Below are 19,593 nucleotides of genomic sequence, written 5' to 3'. Positions count from 1 at the left end.
GGAGATAATGATGACCATGGTCCAGTCGAACATGAAGGATCCAAAGGCTATTACCGGCAAGACGGTGCTGGCCTGGCTGATAGGGTTTTTTGGCGTCATTTTTACCGCCAACGCGATTTTTCTTTACCTCGCATTCGGATCATTCCCGGGCGTGGTCGTGGAAAGTTCCTATGAGGCCGGGCAGGCCTACAATCAGGAAATTGCGGCTGCAAAGGCTCAGGAAGAATTGCACTGGCAGGTGACCAATGAAGTTACCCGGACGGCTGGTGCAAGTGCCAAGGTTCAGGTCACGGCATTGGATGCAAAGGGGACGCCTCTCTATGGTGTGGATGTCAAAGCCGCGCTGCGGCGCCCCGCTCAGGGTGAGGGGGATGTCGAGCTCTTCCTGAATGCAGATGGCGGTGGCCGGTATACGGCTGACGTCTCCAGTTTGCCTGCCGGCAATTGGAACCTTGTGTTGGTAATCGAGCAGGACGGTAAGCGGATGTTCAAGTCCGAAAACCGGGTTTTCCTGACGGATTGAGGCGACTGTCTTGACGGTTCATCAGCGCGATTGGCAGGCTTTTGTCACCCCGGGAAAGGACGGCGCGGTTCATATGGACCTCGCCGTCGACGGTATCACCTGTGCTGCCTGCATGGGCGAAATTGAGCGTGGCTTACGCCGGCTTCCGGGAATTCGCAATGCACGGGTCAACCTGACCAGCCAGCGTCTTGCAGTCGACTGGGTCCAGGATGAGACCGGAGCCGACGAGATTGTTGCCGAGTTGGAGCGTCTCGGTTATGCGGCGCATCCTTTCGATCCCGCAAGTCAGCGCGAGCGGCAGGACAAAACCGGCAAACAATTGTTGCGTTGCCTGGCGGTTGCAGGTTTCGCCGGCATGAACATCATGCTGTTGTCCGTTTCCGTCTGGTCCGGAAATGCAACTGACATTACCCCTGAAACGCGTGATTTCTTTCACTGGTTGTCAGCTTTGATTGCGTTGCCGACCGTTGCCTATTCGGGCCGGCCTTTCGTGAAAAGCGCGTTCAAGGCGCTCTCCGCGGGGCGGTTGAATATGGATGTGCCGATCGTGATCGGTGTCTTTCTTGCGGTTGCTCTCTCAGTCGTGCAAACGATCCAGCATCATCATCATGCCTATTTTGAATCTGCGGTGATGTTGCTGTTCTTTTTGCTGATTGGCCGATATCTCGACCACAATATGCGTGGCCGCACGCGTTCCTTCGCTGAAAACATTGCCGCTTTGAAGGCTGAAGTCGCAGCCCGGATCAATCCGGATGGCAGCGTCCGCGAAGTTCCGCTTTCCAAGATTGAGACCGGTGACCTTGTCATGGTCTCGGGTGGTGAACGTGTCCCCGTTGACGGAGTTGTCGAAACAGGCGCTTCGGAAATCGACCAGAGCCTGGTGACGGGGGAAAGTGTTCTTGTTCCCGTAAATCCGGGGCAGCGCGTTTATGCTGGTACCTTGAACGGAGCAGGAGCCTTGCAGGTGCGCGTTGAGGCAGCGTCCGGTGCGACGCTCCTGGATGAGGTCAATCGGCTTCTTGAAACCGCGTCACAGGCAAAGTCGAAGTATGTTCGCGTTGCCGATCGGGCGGCCCGGCTTTATGCGCCACTTGTGCACGGTGCAGCGGCAATCACCTTCCTTGGCTGGCTGCTGGCAGGACTGGCTTGGCAGCCCGCGCTTGTGATTTCCATTTCGGTTCTGATCATTACCTGTCCCTGTGCGCTCGGGCTTGCGGTGCCCGCGGTCCAGGTCGTTGCCTCGGGACAGTTGTTTCGATGCGGTGTCCTTCTGAATTCAAGCGATGCGATTGAACGTCTGGCCGATATTGACACCATCTTGTTCGACAAGACGGGTACTCTAACGCTGGCGGAACCCGAACTTTGCGGTGAAATAGACCTGTCAGACGACACGGTGCTTTTGGCCGGTCGGCTTGCTCTGGCCAGCCGCCATCCTCTGTCGACTGCGCTTGTCAAGGCAACGGGTGCGATCACACCGCTTGCTGAAGTAACCGAGGTTTCCGGCGCTGGACTGGAAACGGAAGTTGCCGGCAAAACGCTTCGGCTCGGCAGCCCAATGTTCTGCGGTGCGTCTCGCCAGCAGATCGAGCGAGCCTTGTCCGAGACACCGGGCGCTTCGCTTCTTGCGATCCGGCACGGTGATGCACCAGTTCGGCTTTTGACCTTCCGTCAGAGCCTGCGTCTTGATGCGCGTGCCGTCATTGATCAGCTGAAAGCGCAAGGGTTTGCGCTTGAGATTGTCTCAGGTGACACAGAGCCGGCCGTCGCCGCATGCGCGAAGGCTCTTGGTGTGGATGCCTGGCAAGCAGGCATGAAACCGGCCAGCAAGATTGCCCGGTTGGAAGCACTTCAGGCTGAAGGCAGGAACGTGTTGATGGTGGGGGATGGTCTCAACGATGCACCAGCGCTCGCCGGTGCAAATGTTTCGCTGTCTCCGGTCTCGGCTGTGCATTTGAGCCAGGCTGCCGCAGACGCGGTCTTTCTGGGCGATAAATTGCAACCCGTTGCGGACGCACTGCGACTTTCAAAGCGAGCCCGTGCTGCGATCGAGCAGAACCTTTGGATTTCGGTTGTCTACAACATCATTGCGGTACCGATCGCAGTCGCCGGTTTCGTGACACCGCTTATGGCCGCTGTTGCCATGTCTGCGTCTTCATTGGCAGTGACGGCAAATGCGCTGAAACTACGGTTGGGTGAGGACGCCGATGCACGTGAACCACTGCCGCATCGTAAGTCTGAAGACCAACTGGCAAAGGGATAACGCTCATGGATGTGCTCATTTTCCTGATCCCGATTGCCTTGTTCTTGGGAGCGCTCGGCTTGGGCGCGTTTCTCTGGTCCCTGAAGAGTGGTCAATATGACGACCTGGAAGGTGCTAAATGGCGCATCCTGGACGATGACGATCTGCCCGATTGAGCGGTGCTCTATTCGTTGGCGCGAGCGTGTGCAGACGATTACACTGCTAGGATTTGGTGTGGACGGTCAGGCTTGGGAACTCGTGCGTGGAAAAATTTCCCGAAGAAAACAAACCCGGTTACGCGGTCTATTCTCGCCGATCTCTAGCGATCTACGACGTCTTGGTTCTGGGACTTTCTAATCGTTTCATCTGGCGCTGTCCAAGCCGGCATCTCATTAGACATCACGAGGAAAATTTGGCAGCGTGCCATCTTGATATCGGCGTAGGCACCGGTTTCTTCCTCGACAAGGCCAGGTTTCCTGAAAGGTCACCGCAGATTACTCTGCTTGACCCGAACAGGGATTGTCTGGAAATCGCATCGGAACGCATCAGCAGGTACAAGCCGAAATCCGTTCACGCCGATGCATTGGTCCCATTCCCGCGCACTCTTGGTCACTTCGACAGTATCGGGCTGAACTATCTTCTTCATTGCTTGCCAGGTTCGATGACCCGAAAGTCGGTCATTTTCGACCACCTGAAGCCTCACCTTTCCGAAGACGGGATGGTTTTTGGATCGACCATCTTGCAAGGCGTAAATCCGTGCCCGCCGGTCGCTCGCAAGCTGATGAGTATCTACAATTCAAAAGGCGTTTTTGCGAACGCCAACGACACTCTGGAAACATTGCGAGCTGAACTCTCTGCGCGGTTCGCCGAAGTGTCCATTCAGATGATTGGATGTGTTGCCTTGTTTACTGCCAGATCTGCAAAACCATGAGGGACAGGCTGTCAACTCAATGCCGGACTGCAGGCCTAGGCCAGTGCACTTGACATCGCCATGCCCGCTGCCAGCAACACCAGCGCGATACCGGCAATCAGCAACATGTTGTCTCGCTGAAACGATCCTGCAGGTATGTCGACGTCCGGCTTGTCGGCAGCAAACGTTTCTTCGTTTTGGAACATTTCTTGATGCAAGGGCATAGAGCGGACAACCGGCAGAATGTGTGTTTAAGGCATTGACGATACAGCCTCACCATGACGCTCAGGATTGAATCCCGCGTTAAAGCGATAGGCGACAAAAGATTAATGTGCCGCAACATTACCGAGAGGTGAAAGGGTCTGTTTGCATCCCTTGAGTTTTGTAAACACCTTACCAATCCATGCAGGCTTTCCAGTGCCTCCCTGAACGCTGCAAATCAAGGCAAAACAGGCGAAATTCACTGGCTAACTCATTGTTCAGACTTTCATGTCAACACTGTCAGGAAACATGGAGGACTAGGTGAGCCTGGATCTTGCCTCGCTGACATTTTTGTTGGTCGAAGACAGTGCATATATGCGGACGATCCTGCGCACGATGCTGCAGGGCTTCGGTGCGCGCCGAATTGTTGAGGCCGAGGACGGTGCATCCGGCCTCGAGGCCATGGACCGTGCCAATCCCGATATCTTGATCCTTGATTGGGTCATGCCAATTCTGGACGGTGCTGACATGGTCCGCATGATCCGCAGTCCCAACAATCCGTTCGCTTATATCCCGATCATCATGGTGACAGCGCATACGGAACGCAGCCGGATCGTTGAAGCGCGCCGGCTCGGTGTGCATGAGCTTTTGTCCAAACCAATTTCTGCGAAGTCTCTTTATCAACGCGTCTCGAGCGTCATATTGCATCCGCGTGACTTCATCAAAACCGCCACCTATTTTGGGCCGGCGCCGCGGGAGATCTCGCAACCGTCAGAAAATCTGGCAGGGAGGACCGGGTCAGCCGCAAGGTCAACCACCTGGTGAGGAAGGTCCCGTCGAAAACATCACCGCAATCGGTTGATTTTCAGGATTTTTGCGCTGCCGACTTGGTTCTGGTTAAGCTGCAGCACCGGCTCTTGCCGTCTGGAACGTCTCACCGCCCTTCGCAACAACGGAACTGCTGTTTTCCGCGGCGTCGGCAAATTGGGCCAGCACATCAAGATCGACGGTATAGTGGTCCAGAAGGAATTGAGACAGAACGTCAATCGGGAGGTGCTGATAGCCCTCAATGGCTGACATCAGAGCTTCTAAAGTGTCCAGCCGTTCACGCAGCTTGATCATGATTTCTCGCTAAGGTGATTTTCATACACACTGGAGATTTATGGTTAATAGTACGTAAAATTGGTCGGTGCAAGTGAACGTCTGGTTGTGCTTGGTGTATTCGGGAGCCGTCCACAATCTTTTGTGGTAATTCACTTAATTGCGCAGGAAAACTAGCAAGGGGCTTGCCGTTTTTGACGGTGAACAGGGAACTTCTTACATGTCGAAAGTTGTCTACATACTGAACGGACCGAATCTCAACCTTCTCGGCAAGCGCCAACCGGAGATATACGGCTCGCAGACGCTCGATGATGTTTGCCGGCTTTGCGAAACCATGGGTTCGCAAGTCGGGGTCGAAATCGTATTTCGCCAAAGCAATGCTGAACATGAACTCATTGACTGGATCCATGAGGCCCGTGAGAAGGCTGATGGAATTATCATCAACCCGGCCGCATATTCACACACGTCAATTGCCATCCTTGATGCGCTCAACACGTTTGACGCACCTGTTGTCGAGGTGCATATCTCGAATATTCATAAACGTGAGGATTTTCGGCACCATTCCTACGTTTCGGAACGTGCGGAAGCAGTGTTGGCAGGGTGCGGCGTCGACGGATATCTGTTGGCCGTTCGACACATCGCGGGCCGCTTAAGTCAAAAGTCTGACTGATCCATCTAAAATGTGAGATCTGACGGTTTAGGTCAGTACAATCAGTAGCCTTTGCCACTGAAAAATTCGTTCCGTATGGTTTCGAGAATGATCTTTATGTCGAGCAGAAGAGACTGGTGCTCGACATAATGAAGATCATGCTCCAGCCGCATGCGGGCCGGATATTCTTCGCGCGTTTCACCTCTGAAGCCGCTGACCTGCGCCAGTCCCGTAATTCCAGGTAGAATTTTATGGCGATCCATATATCTCGGATCAAATTCTTCGTACGGGACACCGGCGGCGAGCATACCGGGCACGTGCGGGCGAGGCCCCACGAGAGACATGTCGCCCCTAAGCACATTGATCAGTTGGGGTAACTCGTCGAAATTGCTTTTCCGCAGGAAGGACCCAACAGGCGTCACTCGTGGGTCATTCTTAACGGTTTGCACGACACCGCTATCGTCGCACACTTTCTTGTACATGGTCCTGAACTTCAGAACCTCGAATGGTGCGCCGTTCAAGCCATATCGCTGTTGTCTGAAAAAGACCGGGCCTCGACTTGTCAGTTTGATTGAAAGGGCAATCAGCACAAACAGAGGCATTAGCGAGACGAGTCCGATGCTGCCGGCGATAACGTCGAAAGATCGCTTCAGGAAGCGCGACTGAACCTTTCGCGCGGATCGGACCCGTTTCGGCTGCAGACCGGAAATTCCGGGCAGCTTGATTGGTCCGCTGCGACGATCGTCAGCGTCATATGAGACAGTTTCGTTTGCCAAAATCCGTCAGCCTCACGCGGTCACGTGCATTCGAGGAACAACGGTTAAATCGTACCTGTTGGGTCCTGCGCGCGCCACGATATCGTAAACAATTGGTTAACAGAACTCGTAAAAGTTCTTGCTGTTAAGGATTTGGTTACCACGCAGAAATTGATCGCGCAATAATCCAAAGTTAAATGTGATGTGAAATTTTGGTAACGTTTTCAAAGGTGTGAGTCAGAGTGCTTGCAACCTGTCTACAACCATTCTGAATACTGTCACCGTCAATACAACTTAGTAGCTTCTACCAATGCTTGTATATTCGAAGCCACGACTACCCATGTAGTCAGAGGTGTAAATGTTGCGCAGGTCCACCACTTTCGGCTCATTCAGCAGAGTTTTCATGCGTTCCAGATCCAGTGCCCGGAATTGATCCCACTCAGTGACTATGACAACAGCGTCCGCGTTTTCGATCGCGTGATAGGGCCCATCGCAGAACAACACGCCCGTCATGAGCTTCTCTGCTTCTTCCATACTTGCGGGATCAAAGGCACGGATATTGGCACCAGCCTCTTGCAGTTTCGCAACAATGTCGAGGCTGGGCGCTTCACGCATGTCGTCGGTGTTCGGCTTGAAAGCCAGTCCGAGGAGGGCAATGGTCTTTCCATTGACATCTCCGCCTAGGAAATCGATGACCTTGTCAGCCATCTTCTTCTTTCTGGCTGAATTCACCTCGATCACGGAATCGACCACTTTCAGGTCGGACTGGACGTCTGCGGCGATCTTCGACAGAGCAAGTGTGTCCTTGGGGAAACAGGAACCGCCGTATCCAGGGCCAGCATGCAGAAACTTTGACCCGATACGGTTATCAAGTCCGATGCCACGCGACACTTCCTGAACATTGGCACCGACCTTCTCGCAAAGGTCTGCAATCTCGTTGATAAAGGTGATCTTGACGGCGAGAAATGCGTTGGCGGCATATTTGATCAATTCGGACGTGCGTCTGCGCGTGACAATGATCGGTGTTTCGTTGAGATAGAGCGGGCGGTAAAGCTCACGCATGACTTCCACGGCCTGCTCGCTGTCGGTTCCCACGACAACGCGATCAGGACGTTTGAAGTCATTGATTGCGGCGCCTTCGCGCAGGAACTCCGGGTTCGAAACCACCGCGAAATCGGCATCGGGGTTGGTTCGCCGAATAATGGCTTCAACTTCATCTCCCGTGCCGACTGGGACGGTGGACTTGGTGACGATAACGGTGAAGCCTTCGATCAGGGCAGCGATTTCCTCAGCTGCGGCATAAACATAGGTTAGGTCCGCATGACCATCACCGCGCCGGGTTGGTGTGCCGACGGCAATAAAGACCGCGTCCGCCTGTCTGATTGCTTCCTCAGTAGCAGTCGTGAAAAAAGCCGTTCTTCCGAAACGTTCTTTGCGACAAGATCCTGAAGGCCCGGCTCGTAGATTGGGATCTCGCCGTTGTTCAACGCGTCGATTTTGGAAGTGTCCTTGTCAATGCACGTAACAACGTGACCGAAATCGGCAAAACAGGTTCCGGACACCAGACCTACATAGCCGGTTCCAATCATTGCAACGCGCATTGTTCATTCCCGCATTTGGATGCTTCTCGGCGAACGCCAATCATCGTAAGTTGCGCACCGATTACATCCTGTAGCCGGAAAAGGCCAGACCTGAATGGGCCAACGGTCAATTTGCCCTGGTTTTTCGCCGGGGTGGCTTTGCGATTGACCGGTTAGCCTGCTTTCAAAATCTCAGACCGTAAGAAAGCGTCTAACCTCCGCCTCACAGAGATCAGCGCCAGTCCCGGAAAGAACGATTTCGCCCCGGTCCATTACGGAATAGTCATCCGCCAGATCGCGTGCGAATTCAAAATACTGTTCGACCAGCACGATGGCCATGGTGCCTTGATCCCGCAACCAGGAAATTGCCCGTCCGATATCCTTGATGATTGACGGTTGAATGCCTTCGGTCGGCTCGTCCAGAACCAAAAGCCTTGGCCGGGTTACGAGTGCACGGGCAATGGCGAGCTGCTGTTGCTGACCTCCAGAGAGATCTCCGCCGCGCCGGTTCAACATGTCTTTCAGAACCGGAAACAGTTCGTAGATCGTCTCAGGGATGTTTCGATCCTGGCGTTTCACCGGCGCGTAGCCTGTCTCCAGATTCTCCTTTACCGAAAGGAGCGGGAAGATCTCGCGGCCTTGGGGTACAATCGCAATTCCGCTTTTCGCACGCGCGTGCGCAGGCAGTGTGGAAATGTCGGTTCCGTCCCACACGATCTTGCCCGAGCTTATGCCATGCTGGCCGGCAACCGCGCGCAAGGTCGAGGTCTTGCCGACACCATTGCGGCCCATCAGGCAGGTTACCTTGCCGATTTCAGCGTTGAGCGACACGCCCTTGAGAGCCTGAGCAGCGCCATAATGAAGATTGATTTTTTCAACTTGCAACATGGTTCAACGGCCCAGATAGACTTCGACAACCCGCTCATCCGCGGATACATGATCAAGTGACCCTTCCGCCAGCACCGAGCCTTCGTGAAGTACGGTTACTTTGACATCCAGGGATCGCACGAAAACCATGTCGTGTTCGACGACCACAACGGAATGGTCCTTGGCGATATCTTTCAGCAGTTCTGCGGTTTCTGCGGTCTCTGCATCGGTCATTCCGGCAGCCGGCTCATCAACCAGCAGGAGTTTCGGGTCCTGAGCAAGCAACATGCCGATCTCGAGCCATTGTTTCTGTCCGTGACTTAAGTTGGCGGCCAGTTCATGGCGTTTTGACCCAAGCCGAATGAGATCCAGAAGGTGGTCGATGCGCTTCTTCTCGCTCTGGGCGATAACGTGAAACAGTGTTGAGAACGGACCGCGTGGAGCTTTGAGCGCGAGCTCAAGATTGTCCCAAACCGTGTGGCTTTCAAACACCGTTGGTTTTTGAAACTTGCGGCCGATCCCAAGTTCGGCAATCGATGCTTCGTCTTCACCCGTCAGGTCAATGGCACCGTTGAAAAAGACTTCTCCCGTGTCCGGGCGGGTTTTGCCTGTAATCACGTCCATCATGGTGGTCTTTCCGGCTCCATTCGGACCGATGATGGCGCGCATTTCTCCAGGGGCAATAATCAGTGACAGCTCATTGAGTGCCTTGAAGCCGTCAAAGGAAACGGAAACACCGTCGAGATAAAGGAGACTTGTTGCTCGGGCCATCGACTTACTCCGCAGGCTGTGGTTTGGCAGCACCGGATGTGCTTGACGCGGTGTTTTCGGCTCTTGGTGAGATATTTGCGGCTGCGCCCGGCGAATGGGGGGCAGGGCTCGGCGGTTGGTCGGAACCGGCTTCATATCTGGCGGAAATCTTGCGTTGCCTCAATGCGGTCCAGCCGGAGCCAAGTGTGCCGATGATCCCCTTTGGCAGAAACAGCGTGACCACGACAAAAAGGCCACCAAGTGCAAACAGCCAAATGTCCGGCAGTGCCGCGGTGAACCAGGTCTTGGCAAAGTTGATCAATACTGCACCGAGAACCGCGCCCACCAGTGTTCCTCGTCCGCCAACGGCCACCCAGATCACCACCTCGATGGAATTTGCCGGCGCAAACTCGCCTGGATTGATGATACCGACCTGCGGCACGTAAAGCGCGCCGGCAATTCCGGCCATCATGGCGGAGAGGGTCCACACAAACAGTTTGTAATGTTCGACCCGGTAACCCAGAAACCGTGTTCGGCTTTCGGCGTCGCGAACAGCCACGAGAACCTTGCCGAGCTTGGACCGCGTGATCGAGCGGCAAATCAGGAAACACAGGACCAGCGCAATGCCCGAGGCTGCAAACAGGCCGGCGCGGGTCGTATCGGCTTGAATGTCGAAGCCGAGAATGTCTTTGAAGTCTGTCAGGCCATTGTTGCCGCCGAAGCCCATGTCATTCCGGAAAAAAGCGAGCAGGAGGGCGTAGGTAAGCGCCTGGGTAATGATGGAAAGGTAAACACCGGTGACACGCGAGCGGAACGCAAACCATCCGAACACGAAGGCGAGAGCGCCTGGTACCAGCAGCACCATCAACGCGGCGAACCAGAACATGTCGAAGCCATACCAGTACCAGGGCAGATGCTCCCAATTCAAAAACACCATGAAGTCGGGGAGGACCGGGTCGCCGTAAACGCCACGTGGACCGATCTGGCGCATGAGATACATGCCCATGGCATAACCACCGAGAGCGAAAAACGCCGCGTGACCGAGCGAGAGGATGCCGCAGTAACCCCAAACCAGATCAACTGCCAGGGCAAGCAAGGCATATGTCAGGTACTTGCCCATAAGCGTGACGGCATATGTCGGTACGTGGAAGGGCGATGTCTCCGGAACCAGAAGATTGCCAGCCGGAACGAGGACAATCGCAGCCCCTAGAATGGCCAGGAATATGCCGGCTTTTGCGTCCATCGCGCGGAAGAGAAAGGAAGACATCATGCTTCGACTGCCCGGCCCTTGAGGGCGAAGAGGCCTCTAGGACGCTTTTGAATAAAGAGAATGATGAAGACGAGCACGAAGATCTTGCCAAGCACTGCGCCGGCATAGGGCTCCAGAAACTTGTTGACGACCCCAAGCGTCATGGCACCGACCAATGTTCCCCAGAGATTTCCGACCCCGCCGAACACGACAACCATGAAACTGTCGATGATGTAGCCCTGACCGAGATTGGGAGAGACGTTGTCGATCTGGCTGAGGGCAACACCCGCTATCCCTGCGATGCCCGATCCGAGGCCGAATGTCAGAGCGTCAATCCATGGGGTGCGAATGCCCATTGAGGCAGCCATGCGCCGGTTCTGGGTAACTGCACGCGTGTAGAGACCAAAGGGGGTTTTCTTGAGAACCAGCATCAGTCCTGCAAAAACCAGCAAGGCAAAGACAATGATCCACATCCGGTTATAGGTGATTGTCATTTGCCCGAGCTCGAACGCTCCAGACATCCAGTCGGGATTGCCGACTTCCCTGTTGGTCGGTCCGAAGATGGAGCGCACGGCTTGTTGCAGGATCAGCGAAATGCCCCAGGTTGCGAGCAATGTTTCGAGCGGTCGACCATAGAGCCAGCGTATGACGCCGCGCTCGATCGCAATTCCGATCAAACCCGCAACGAGGAAGGCAAGTGGAAGTGCGATAAAGAGAGAGTATTCAAACAGACCTGGCATGGAGGTCCGGATCACGTCTTGAACCACAAAGGTGGTGTAAGCGCCGATCATCACCATCTCGCCATGCGCCATGTTGATGACACCCATCACGCCGAACGTAATGGCAAGGCCGATTGCCGCCAGCAACAAAACCGATCCCAGAGACACGCCGTACCAGATGTTCTGGGCCGCATCCCAGGTGGCAATTGACTTTTCAATCTTTGTGATGGCTTCGCTTGCAGCGGAGCGGACCACGCCTTCTGACGAAGCCCTGACACTCAAAAGCAACGAAAGTGCATCTCTGTTGCCCATGTCCGAAAGAGTGGCGACAGCGTCAAGTTTTTGCGTTTCATCGAGGTCTGAATTCAATACGGCTGCGGCACGCGCCTGCTCCATGACACGGCGCACGCCCTCGTCTTCTTCAGCAGCAAGCGCTACATCAAGTGCTTCGATACCCTCGGGATCCTTGGCCTTGAAAATCGCCACAGCCGCCAGCCGCCGTACGTTCGGGTCCGAAGCCATCAGCGTTAGGGAACCGAGTGCCGACCGGATCACACGGCGTAGCTTGTTGTTGACCTTGATTTTTTTGACTTCGCGTCTGCCGGCTTCTCCCGCTGCCTCGAGCGTTAGTGGGTCTTTCAGATTGTAGGAGTTGCCTTGCTTCTCAGCGATGAACACCACACCGTCGGACTTGCGAAAGAAGAGATCGCCTTCGCTGAGTGCCTTCAGTGCCGGAGCCACAGCAGGATCGCCCGTTGCAGCCAGGGCGCCAATCTGCTGTTCCGTTTCGGCATATTTGCCTTTGGCAAGCTCGTTGATCAGCGGGCGGAGCGTTTCCGGCTCGGACTGGGCAACAGCAGGGCTCACAAAGACACCAAAAATGAGGCCCAGGATCAGGAAGAGGGATTTCAAGAAGGACATGTGTCCACCGGCGTTGTGAGCTTGACGATGGCGGCCTCTCGTCAAAGAGCCGCTTGGTGGTGCCCGCAAGGCGGGAAACCGGTGCATTTAGTGTTGGCCTGTTCGTCCAAACGAACGTGTTGGCTATCGACCAGGAGGAGAAGATCCTTCAAGGACATTTATCGCCCACCGTTACGAACCAAGCCATTCGGGGCGGGCCAATTTGCTGGCCCGCCCCGGTTTTGGTCGATTCGTTAGGAACCGGAGCCGGTGCACTCGCCAGTGGCGGTGTTGAAGCTGCCGCATGACATTGGTGCACGCCAGTCGGAAATCAGGTCCTTGGAGCCTTCCAGGTAATCGGACCAGGCGTCGCCGACCACGAGGCCTGAGGTTTCCCAAACGGTTTCGAACTGACCGTCATCCTGGATTTCACCGATCAGGACTGGTTTGGTGATGTGGTGGTTCGGCATCATTGCGCTGTAACCGCCTGTCAGGTTCGGAACGGTCACACCGACGATGGAGTCGATCACGGCATCCGGATCGGTGGTGCCGGCCTTTTCAACGGCCTCGACCCACATGTTGAAGCCAATGAAGTGAGCTTCCATCGGGTCGTTTGTTACGCGTTCTTCGTCGCCGATATAGGCGTGCCAGGCGTCGATGAACTCGGCGTTGATGTCAGTGTCTGCGGACTGGAAATAGTTCCAGGCAGCCAGGTGGCCGACGAGCGGCTCCGTGTCGAGACCTGCAAGCTCTTCTTCACCCACCGAGAAAGCAACGACCGGGATGTCCTCAGCCTTGATGCCGGCATTCGCGAGTTCCTTGTAGAAGGGAACGTTGGCGTCACCGTTGATGGTTGAAACCACAGCAGTTTTCTTGCCGGCGGATCCAAAGGTCTTGATGTCGGAAACGATCGTCTGCCAATCGGAATGACCGAACGGCGTGTAGTTGATCATGATGTCTTCTTCAGCGACACCCTTCGACTTCAGGTAGGCTTCCAGGATCTTGTTGGTTGTCCGCGGGTAGACATAGTCTGTGCCGGCCAGGACCCAGCGCTCGACGCCTTCTTCATTCATCAGGTAGTCAACTGCCGGAATGGCCTGCTGGTTCGGTGCCGCACCGGTATAGAAGACATTGCGCTGAGATTCTTCGCCTTCGTACTGAACCGGATAGAAGAGCAGTGAATTCAGTTCTTCAAAGACCGGCAGCACGGATTTGCGCGAAACGGAAGTCCAGCATCCGAAGACAGCGTCAACGCCGTTGACTTCGATCAGTTCACGCGCTTTTTCCGCAAAGAGTGGCCAGTCGGACGCAGGGTCGACGACAACGGCTTCCAGTTTCTTGCCGAGAAGACCGCCTTTCTTGTTCTGCTCTTCGATGAGCATCAGCATTGCGTCTTTGAGCGTCGTTTCCGAAATCGCCATCGTGCCGGACAAGGAGTGCAGGATGCCAACCTTGATGGTGTCTTCAGCAGCTGCGCCGCCGATCATGGTGGAGGCCATCAGACCTGCCAATGCGAATTTGGTAAAAGACTTTTTCATATGAGTTCCCCTTTTCGATGACGTCGCCGGTTCCCGGCCGGCGAATGGCGGCTGGAAGGACTGCCGCTGTCGGGGAAGGATCGTGCGCCGGAACTGTTGCGGCGCAACATACGTCAATTGACGTAAGTGGCGAAAACGGGGTTACGCCAAAGTGTAAGCCAGTTCGGCACGAAAAATGCTGAGTGTTTTGGCTAACCAGAGTAACGGGGCGGAAAATCGGGCTGATGAAGACGAGTGTTTGCCGAAAAAGCAGGCAAATGATGATTTATGAGGCACTCACTGGCTTCATGACGTCCCAAACGCACGCCAATTCTGAACTGAGGAAGCCGAAGATCGCCTTGGCCGCGGCGCCTGCCAAATGAATGCCCGTCAACGCATTCTGCCCATTCGGCGCCAATACAACAAATGGGTCAACAACCAGACGCTTGAAGATTATGCGCTGCGCTTCACGGCAAAGAGTGCACGCAAGTTCTCATCGCGTGCGATCTCGCAAACTGCAATCGGAGCCATTTCCTTCCTGGCGCTGGAGGCTATCGGTGGCGCCATCACGCTCTCGTATGGGACGGCTAACGCCTTTCTTGCCATTCTGGTCGGCAGCCTCGTTCTTCTCGTCATAGGGTTGCCGATCAGCCGCTATGCCATGCGCTACGGTGTTGATATTGACCTTCTGACCAGAGGTGCGGGTTTTGGCTATATCGGTTCAACGGTCACTTCGCTCATCTATGCCAGCTTCACCTTCATTCTCTTCGCCATTGAAGCGTCAATCATGTCGAGCGCGCTGGAATTTGCATTCGGCGTACCGCTATGGCTTGGCTACATCATCAGCGCGGTTGCGGTCATTCCGCTGGTCACGCATGGCATTACCTGGATCAGCCGGTTTCAGCTGGCCACGCAGCCTTTCTGGATCATTCTCAACATTTTGCCCTTCGTATTCATAGCTTTCACCGATTGGCAAGCCGTCGGTGAATGGCTGAGTTTCTCCGGGATCGATCCATCAACCGGTGCGCCGGCAACATCGGGAGGAGGCTGGGACAACATCAGCCTCGTCAGCTTTGGTGCAGCTTCCGCAGTTATTTTGGCATTGATGGCCCAGATCGGCGAACAGGTCGATTTTCTTCGATTTCTTCCAGCTCAGGATTTCGTCCGAAAGCGGCACCGCCTGGCGCTGTTCCTGGCCGGGCCCGGCTGGGTCGTTCTGGGCGCTCCAAAAATGATCGCAGGGTCCTTCCTGGCGGTCCTCGTTATGTCTCATGGTGTGCCCGTGGAACATGCGGACGAACCGGCGCGCATGTATGCTGTTGCCTTCGGCTACATGATCCCCAATGAAACTCTGGTGCTGCTCTTGATGGCGGCCTTCGTCGTCGTGGCGCAGCTAAAGATCAACGTCATGAACGCCTATGCGGGGTCGCTTGCCTGGTCGAACTTCTTTTCACGCCTGACCCATTCTCATCCGGGCAGGGTGGTCTGGTTGGTCTTTAATGTTGGAATTGCGCTACTCTTGATGGAGCTCGGCATTTACGGACTTCTGGAAGAGACACTCGGTATCTTTTCCATCATTGCCATGGCCTGGTTATCCGCCATCTCGGCGGACCTGTTCATCAACAAGCCTTTGGGTCTGTCGCCGCCCGGCATTGAGTTCAAGCGTGCACATCTTTACGACATCAATCCGGTCGGGACGGGGGCCATGTTTCTGGCGGCCGGGTTGGCTCTTGCTGCCCATTTCGACATGTTCGGTGAGATCGCGGCAGCTTTGGCAACGTTCCTGGCGATGGGTATTGCCTTTGTTGCCGTGCCATTGATCGCCTATTTGACCAGGGGCCAGTACTACCTGGCGCGCAAACCAAGGCAAAGTTGGCAGAGCGCCGATCAGATAGCCTGCTCCATCTGCGAAAACCCATTCGAACCGGAAGACATGGCCTATTGCCCGGCCTACAGAGCGCCAATCTGTTCGCTGTGCTGTTCGCTGGATGCACGCTGTCACGATTCCTGCAAGCCGAAAGCCCGGCTTTCCCATCAGGTTGGCTCAGTTGCCGGAATGATCTTGCCGGAAAGGATGCTTGTCCATTTCCGATCCCGGCTGGGACGCTATGCGCTGTTTTCGTTCTTGTCGGTGACCAGCATCGGCCTGGTGCTCTGGATTATCTATGCACAGGCCGCAAGCCGGCTTGGTGACCCGACCGGCATTATCGCCCAAACCGTTGCACTGATTTTCTTCGTTTTTGCCATCGTTGCCGGCATCGCTTGCTGGTTTCTGGTTCTGGCCCACGACACCCGCCGGGTCGCGGAAGAAGAATCTGTGCGCCAGAACGCGCTCCTTCAAAAGGAAATCGATGCCCACGGGGTCACGGACGCGGCCTTGCAGAAGGCAAAGGAGGACGCTGAGGCGGCTAATCTTGCCAAGAGCCGCTATGTGGTCGGCCTCAGTCACGAACTCAGGACACCCCTGAATGCGGTCATGGGCTATGCGCAGGTTCTGGAGCGGGATGAAACTCTTCCGCCTGCCCGCAAACCGGCGGTCAGCACTATTCGCCGAAGCGCGGAACACCTTTCCGGTCTGATCGATGGTCTTCTGGATATCTCCCGCATCGAGGCAGGCCGCCTGCAGATCTATTCCAACGAAATCAACCTTTATGAATTTCTGGACCAGATCGTCGACATGTTCCGCATGCAGGCTGCCGCCAAAGGGCTTGGTTTCAACTATGTCAGGGCTCGCAATCTACCGGTTTTTGCTCGAACAGATGAGAAGCGGTTACGGCAAATTCTGGTCAATCTGCTCTCGAACGCGATCAAATTCACCGATGCGGGCGAGGTTTCCTTGTCCATCAGCTATCGGTCCCAGGTCGCGAGCTTCGTCGTGAGCGACAGCGGCCCCGGCATCGCTCTGGATGAACAGGGAAAGATTTTCGAACCCTTCGGCCGCAGCAAGGCAGCCAGTGGCGCAAGGACGCCGGGTCTTGGGCTTGGATTGACGATTACCAAGTTGCTCACTGAAACCATGGGAGGTGCGATCGCCCTCGCCAGCGAACCGGAAAAGGGCGCTTCTTTTGAAGTCAGGCTCATGCTTGCCGCAGTGGATCGCCCAGTGGACACCGTTCGACTTGAACGCCAGGTTCGTGGTTATGAGGGCCAGCACCGCACAATCGCGGTGATCGATGACAATCCGGACCATCGTGCTTTGGTGAGCGATATTCTCAAACCAATAGGTTTCACCGTGTTGGAGGGCGAGGACGCAAAATCCTGCCTCGGTGAAATCGTTGAGCACAAGCCGGATCTTTATCTCGTCGATATCTTGATGCCCGGCATGAATGGGTGGGAACTGGCAGAGGCCTTGCGGGACCGGAATGTCATGGCACCGATCGTCATGTTGTCGGCCAATATCGGCGATCAGGCTCTACGCCCCGATGGCCCATCCCATCATGATGCGACGCTTGCCAAGCCATTTGATATCGGCCAGTTGTTTGACCTCCTGCAGAAACATCTGTCGCTGAGTTGGACCGAAACCCCAAATCTTGAAAACCGGGGCCCTGCGCCCGTGACGAAATTTCGCTCACCGGGAGCCGATCAGGTGGCGGATCTGATGTCGCTGGCAGAGATCGGATATGTGGAAGGCATCGAGGCGAAATTGAGCGAGCTTGCCGAAATGCCGGAATATCGGCCACTCACCGAAACCTTGCAAGGACATCTCACGCGTTTCGACTTTAAAGCCTACAAAGACGTGTTAAGCGGATTGGAAGTACATGACGGATGAGCGCCGGGATACAGTTCTGGTTGTTGACGACAGTCCGGAAACGCTGGGTTTCGTCACCGAAGCGCTGAAACAGACCGGAATTGCCGTGCTGGTGGCGACAAGTGGTGAGGCGGCGCTGTCCGTGTGTGAAAGGGTGACACCCGACACGATATTGATGGACGCTGTCATGCCAGGCCTTGACGGTTTCGACACGTGTAGCAGGATCAAGGAAAATCCTGCACTAAAGCATGTCCCGGTTATCTTCATGACCGGTCTCTCTGAGACCGAACACGTGGTCAAGGCACTGGAGTCGGGAGGGGTGGACTTCCTCACCAAGCCTATTGATGTTGATGAATTGAAGGCACGCATCAAGGTGCATCTGAAAAACGCACGCTCTGTACAAAGCGCGCATGTTGCTCTGGATGCGGCGGGCCGCCATCTTATTGCTGTGTCGCGAGAAGGGGCAGTCCTCTGGTCGACGCCGCAAATCCAGAACCTTCTTGCGCGTACGGGCATTGCAGAAGACAGTCTCTTCCGACTGGGCAGGGCACTGGGGGACTGGTTGGACGGTGCCGGACAGGCAAACGATCGGCGCAAAAGCTTCATGCTTGGTCTTTCGGAAGACCTGTCTGTACAATTGCATCCGCTTGGCCGTGTCGGACCCGACGAAAACCTGTTCCGGGTGACTGCTGAAAACGAAGCCGGACAGATAAGTGCCTTGCAGGAGCGTTTTGATCTCACAAATCGGGAAGCCGAGGTCTTGATTTGGATATCCAAAGGCAAGTCGAACAAGGACATTGGTGAAATCCTTGGCCTGTCGCCGCGCACGGTCAACAAGCATCTGGAACAGATCTTCGTCAAACTCGGCGTCGAGAATAGGGCTTCTGCCGCCGTCAGGGCAGCAGAAGTGATCTATGCACTTTAGACAGGTGTCATTCAGACGGATTGCCATTGAAACATACGGGTCGCCCCTAGCTCGACAAGCAGGCACCCTTCGCCTATGCATACATTAAAGTCGTGAAAAAACGACACAAGACAATGCAGGGAGGAGCGGTGATGCCGCAATTTCGGGAGGTGCAGCGGGCGTCTCTTTTGCCGGATCAGATTGCTGCTGACATCATGGCCAAGATCACCGATGGCGAATTGGTACCCGGTGACACATTGCCGACAGAGCACAGCCTTGCCGACACCTTTGGCGTCAGCCGTAACGTCGTGCGTGAAGCCATCGCCAGGCTGCGTTCCGATGGCGTCATTGAATCCCGGCAAGGACGCGGCGCGGTCGTCAAACCGGTGTCGGAGCGTGAAACATTCCGTGTCGATATTCGTGCCCTCGGCAAGTCGGACAATCTTGCTGATCTGTTCGAATTGCGAGGCATCCTGGAAATTGAAGCGGCGGGACTGGCAGCTGAACGCCGAAGCGCCGACGATCTTCAGGATATGCGAAATGCCATCTCCGAGATGGGTGGACAGGAGCAATTTGATGACGAGCGGTTGGAAGCGGACGCCGCGTTTCACCGCGCACTCGGAAATGCCACGCGCAACACTTACCTTTCCGCCATCATCGGATATATTTCGTCTCGGTTGAAAGACACCACCCGGGCGACATCCGGCCTTCACGTAAAGAAGGATCTCGTCGGTACCACGATTGCAGAACACCTGAAGGTTTTGAATGCCGTCGAGGCCTCCGACAAAGCCGCCGCGCGCGATGCCATGGCCGCTCATGTCCGAGGTGCAGCTGGACGGCTGAAGGTCAAATCCAAGCTTGCGGGCAAGGACTAAACAAGTCCTCTATGTGCGAGATGCATAATCTGCTTGCACATCTCGCAGGTCCCAGCACTATTCGTTTTCAATGATGATCATTCGCCGGTCATTTGACTGACCGCTG

Annotated in this window: 17 protein-coding genes and 1 pseudogene; 9 read left to right on the top strand and 9 right to left on the bottom strand. The window is 55.3% G+C overall.

From position 1 onward, the window contains the following. Nucleotides 1–10 precede the first annotated feature (10 nt). The 4 genes from ACZ1HV_RS08100 to ACZ1HV_RS08085 all read left to right on the top strand — a co-directional run bounded on the left by ACZ1HV_RS08100 (nt 11) and on the right by ACZ1HV_RS08085 (nt 3,693). Nucleotides 11–523 carry a FixH family protein gene (locus ACZ1HV_RS08100; protein ID WP_298813387.1) on the top strand — a complete coding sequence of 171 codons (513 nt, stop codon included), beginning with the start codon at nt 11–13 and terminating at the stop codon, nt 521–523. A 10-nt stretch (nt 524–533) separates the two neighbouring features. Beyond that, nucleotides 534–2,783 (top strand): heavy metal translocating P-type ATPase, encoded by a 2,250-nt coding sequence (locus ACZ1HV_RS08095; RefSeq protein ID WP_472717788.1) that lies wholly within the window; start codon nt 534–536, stop codon nt 2,781–2,783. Between the two features lie 5 nt (nt 2,784–2,788). Then, nucleotides 2,789–2,938, top strand: a complete 150-nt coding sequence (gene ccoS / locus ACZ1HV_RS08090; protein WP_152502863.1) for a cbb3-type cytochrome oxidase assembly protein CcoS — start codon at nt 2,789–2,791, stop codon at nt 2,936–2,938. 86 nt (nt 2,939–3,024) lie between these two features. After that, the gene (locus tag ACZ1HV_RS08085) at nt 3,025–3,693 is read left to right on the top strand and encodes a class I SAM-dependent methyltransferase (protein WP_472717787.1); all 669 of its coding nucleotides are present in this window, start codon (nt 3,025–3,027) and stop codon (nt 3,691–3,693) included. A 35-nt stretch (nt 3,694–3,728) separates the two neighbouring features. Here ACZ1HV_RS08085 and ACZ1HV_RS08080 read toward each other — a convergent pair whose 3' ends face one another. Continuing rightward, the gene (locus ACZ1HV_RS08080; RefSeq protein ID WP_298813374.1) at nt 3,729–3,878 is read right to left on the bottom strand and encodes a hypothetical protein; all 150 of its coding nucleotides are present in this window, start codon (nt 3,876–3,878) and stop codon (nt 3,729–3,731) included. 316 nt (nt 3,879–4,194) lie between these two features. On the opposite strand from ACZ1HV_RS08080, the gene ACZ1HV_RS08075 reads away from it, so the two are divergent. Further along, nucleotides 4,195–4,698, top strand: coding sequence for a response regulator (locus tag ACZ1HV_RS08075; protein ID WP_472717786.1), 504 nt, complete (start codon nt 4,195–4,197; stop codon nt 4,696–4,698). Between the two features lie 72 nt (nt 4,699–4,770). Here ACZ1HV_RS08075 and ACZ1HV_RS08070 read toward each other — a convergent pair whose 3' ends face one another. Continuing rightward, a complete protein-coding gene (locus ACZ1HV_RS08070; RefSeq protein WP_298813372.1) occupies nt 4,771–4,995 on the bottom strand; it encodes a hypothetical protein in 225 nt (74 codons plus the stop codon). A 199-nt stretch (nt 4,996–5,194) separates the two neighbouring features. On the opposite strand from ACZ1HV_RS08070, the gene aroQ reads away from it, so the two are divergent. Continuing rightward, nucleotides 5,195–5,644: a type II 3-dehydroquinate dehydratase gene (gene aroQ, locus ACZ1HV_RS08065; protein WP_472717785.1), complete on the top strand. Its 450-nt coding sequence runs from the start codon at nt 5,195–5,197 to the stop codon at nt 5,642–5,644. A gap of 41 nt (nt 5,645–5,685) precedes the next feature. Here the strand turns inward: aroQ and ACZ1HV_RS08060 are convergent, their stop codons facing one another. From ACZ1HV_RS08060 to urtA, 7 genes and pseudogenes are all read right to left on the bottom strand, one after another. Then, complete coding sequence (locus ACZ1HV_RS08060) at nt 5,686–6,399, bottom strand: sugar transferase (protein ID WP_472717784.1); 714 nt, start codon at nt 6,397–6,399, stop codon at nt 5,686–5,688. 273 nt (nt 6,400–6,672) lie between these two features. Continuing rightward, nucleotides 6,673–7,979, bottom strand: a pseudogene (locus ACZ1HV_RS08055) (UDP-glucose dehydrogenase family protein). A gap of 171 nt (nt 7,980–8,150) precedes the next feature. Continuing rightward, entirely contained in the window at nt 8,151–8,846 is a 696-nt protein-coding gene (urtE, locus tag ACZ1HV_RS08050) for an urea ABC transporter ATP-binding subunit UrtE (protein WP_298813368.1), read from the bottom strand. Between the two features lie 3 nt (nt 8,847–8,849). Then, nucleotides 8,850–9,596, bottom strand: a complete 747-nt coding sequence (gene urtD, locus ACZ1HV_RS08045; protein WP_298813367.1) for an urea ABC transporter ATP-binding protein UrtD — start codon at nt 9,594–9,596, stop codon at nt 8,850–8,852. Nucleotides 9,597–9,600: 4 nt separating this feature from the next. Further along, nucleotides 9,601–10,845 (bottom strand): urea ABC transporter permease subunit UrtC, encoded by a 1,245-nt coding sequence (urtC, locus tag ACZ1HV_RS08040; protein WP_298813366.1) that lies wholly within the window; start codon nt 10,843–10,845, stop codon nt 9,601–9,603. Beyond that, on the bottom strand, nt 10,842–12,464 hold the full coding sequence (gene urtB / locus ACZ1HV_RS08035; RefSeq protein ID WP_472717783.1) for an urea ABC transporter permease subunit UrtB: 1,623 nt from the start codon (nt 12,462–12,464) through the stop codon (nt 10,842–10,844). The genes urtC and urtB overlap by 4 nt, the downstream gene beginning before the upstream one ends. A gap of 233 nt (nt 12,465–12,697) precedes the next feature. Continuing rightward, entirely contained in the window at nt 12,698–13,981 is a 1,284-nt protein-coding gene (urtA, locus tag ACZ1HV_RS08030; RefSeq protein WP_298983686.1) for an urea ABC transporter substrate-binding protein, read from the bottom strand. Nucleotides 13,982–14,339: 358 nt separating this feature from the next. Here urtA and ACZ1HV_RS08025 point away from each other — a divergent pair, with 358 nt between their 5' ends. The 3 genes from ACZ1HV_RS08025 (at nt 14,340) to ACZ1HV_RS08015 (ending at nt 19,487) form a co-directional block, all read left to right on the top strand. Further along, complete coding sequence (locus tag ACZ1HV_RS08025; protein ID WP_472717782.1) at nt 14,340–17,729, top strand: hybrid sensor histidine kinase/response regulator; 3,390 nt, start codon at nt 14,340–14,342, stop codon at nt 17,727–17,729. Beyond that, a complete protein-coding gene (locus tag ACZ1HV_RS08020) occupies nt 17,719–18,633 on the top strand; it encodes a response regulator transcription factor (protein WP_298813361.1) in 915 nt (304 codons plus the stop codon). The genes ACZ1HV_RS08025 and ACZ1HV_RS08020 overlap by 11 nt, the downstream gene beginning before the upstream one ends. Nucleotides 18,634–18,764: 131 nt before the next feature. Then, on the top strand, nt 18,765–19,487 hold the full coding sequence (locus ACZ1HV_RS08015; RefSeq protein WP_298813360.1) for a FadR/GntR family transcriptional regulator: 723 nt from the start codon (nt 18,765–18,767) through the stop codon (nt 19,485–19,487). Nucleotides 19,488–19,593 lie beyond the last annotated feature (106 nt).

The sequence above is a fragment of the Roseibium sp. JB4-4 genome (assembly GCF_055693425.1).
Note: the sequence above shows the minus strand (reverse complement) of the source record. Positions and strands in the feature narration are given on the sequence as shown.

What these genes read in the sequence shown, in the direction of transcription:
- urtA (WP_298983686.1), bottom strand. Translation starts at nt 13,981, where the DNA reads ATGAAAAAGTCTTTTACCAAATTCGCATTGGCAGGTCTGATGGCCTCC.
- urtC (WP_298813366.1), bottom strand. Translation starts at nt 10,845, where the DNA reads ATGATGTCTTCCTTTCTCTTCCGCGCGATGGACGCAAAAGCCGGCATA.
- urtE (WP_298813368.1), bottom strand. Translation starts at nt 8,846, where the DNA reads ATGTTGCAAGTTGAAAAAATCAATCTTCATTATGGCGCTGCTCAGGCT.
- urtD (WP_298813367.1), bottom strand. Translation starts at nt 9,596, where the DNA reads ATGGCCCGAGCAACAAGTCTCCTTTATCTCGACGGTGTTTCCGTTTCC.
- ACZ1HV_RS08015 (WP_298813360.1), top strand. Translation starts at nt 18,765, where the DNA reads ATGCCGCAATTTCGGGAGGTGCAGCGGGCGTCTCTTTTGCCGGATCAG.
- ACZ1HV_RS08100 (WP_298813387.1), top strand. Translation starts at nt 11, where the DNA reads ATGACCATGGTCCAGTCGAACATGAAGGATCCAAAGGCTATTACCGGC.
- ccoS (WP_152502863.1), top strand. Translation starts at nt 2,789, where the DNA reads ATGGATGTGCTCATTTTCCTGATCCCGATTGCCTTGTTCTTGGGAGCG.
- ACZ1HV_RS08080 (WP_298813374.1), bottom strand. Translation starts at nt 3,878, where the DNA reads ATGTTCCAAAACGAAGAAACGTTTGCTGCCGACAAGCCGGACGTCGAC.
- ACZ1HV_RS08070 (WP_298813372.1), bottom strand. Translation starts at nt 4,995, where the DNA reads ATGATCAAGCTGCGTGAACGGCTGGACACTTTAGAAGCTCTGATGTCA.
- urtB (WP_472717783.1), bottom strand. Translation starts at nt 12,464, where the DNA reads ATGTCCTTCTTGAAATCCCTCTTCCTGATCCTGGGCCTCATTTTTGGT.
- ACZ1HV_RS08020 (WP_298813361.1), top strand. Translation starts at nt 17,719, where the DNA reads ATGACGGATGAGCGCCGGGATACAGTTCTGGTTGTTGACGACAGTCCG.
- ACZ1HV_RS08025 (WP_472717782.1), top strand. Translation starts at nt 14,340, where the DNA reads ATGAATGCCCGTCAACGCATTCTGCCCATTCGGCGCCAATACAACAAA.
- aroQ (WP_472717785.1), top strand. Translation starts at nt 5,195, where the DNA reads ATGTCGAAAGTTGTCTACATACTGAACGGACCGAATCTCAACCTTCTC.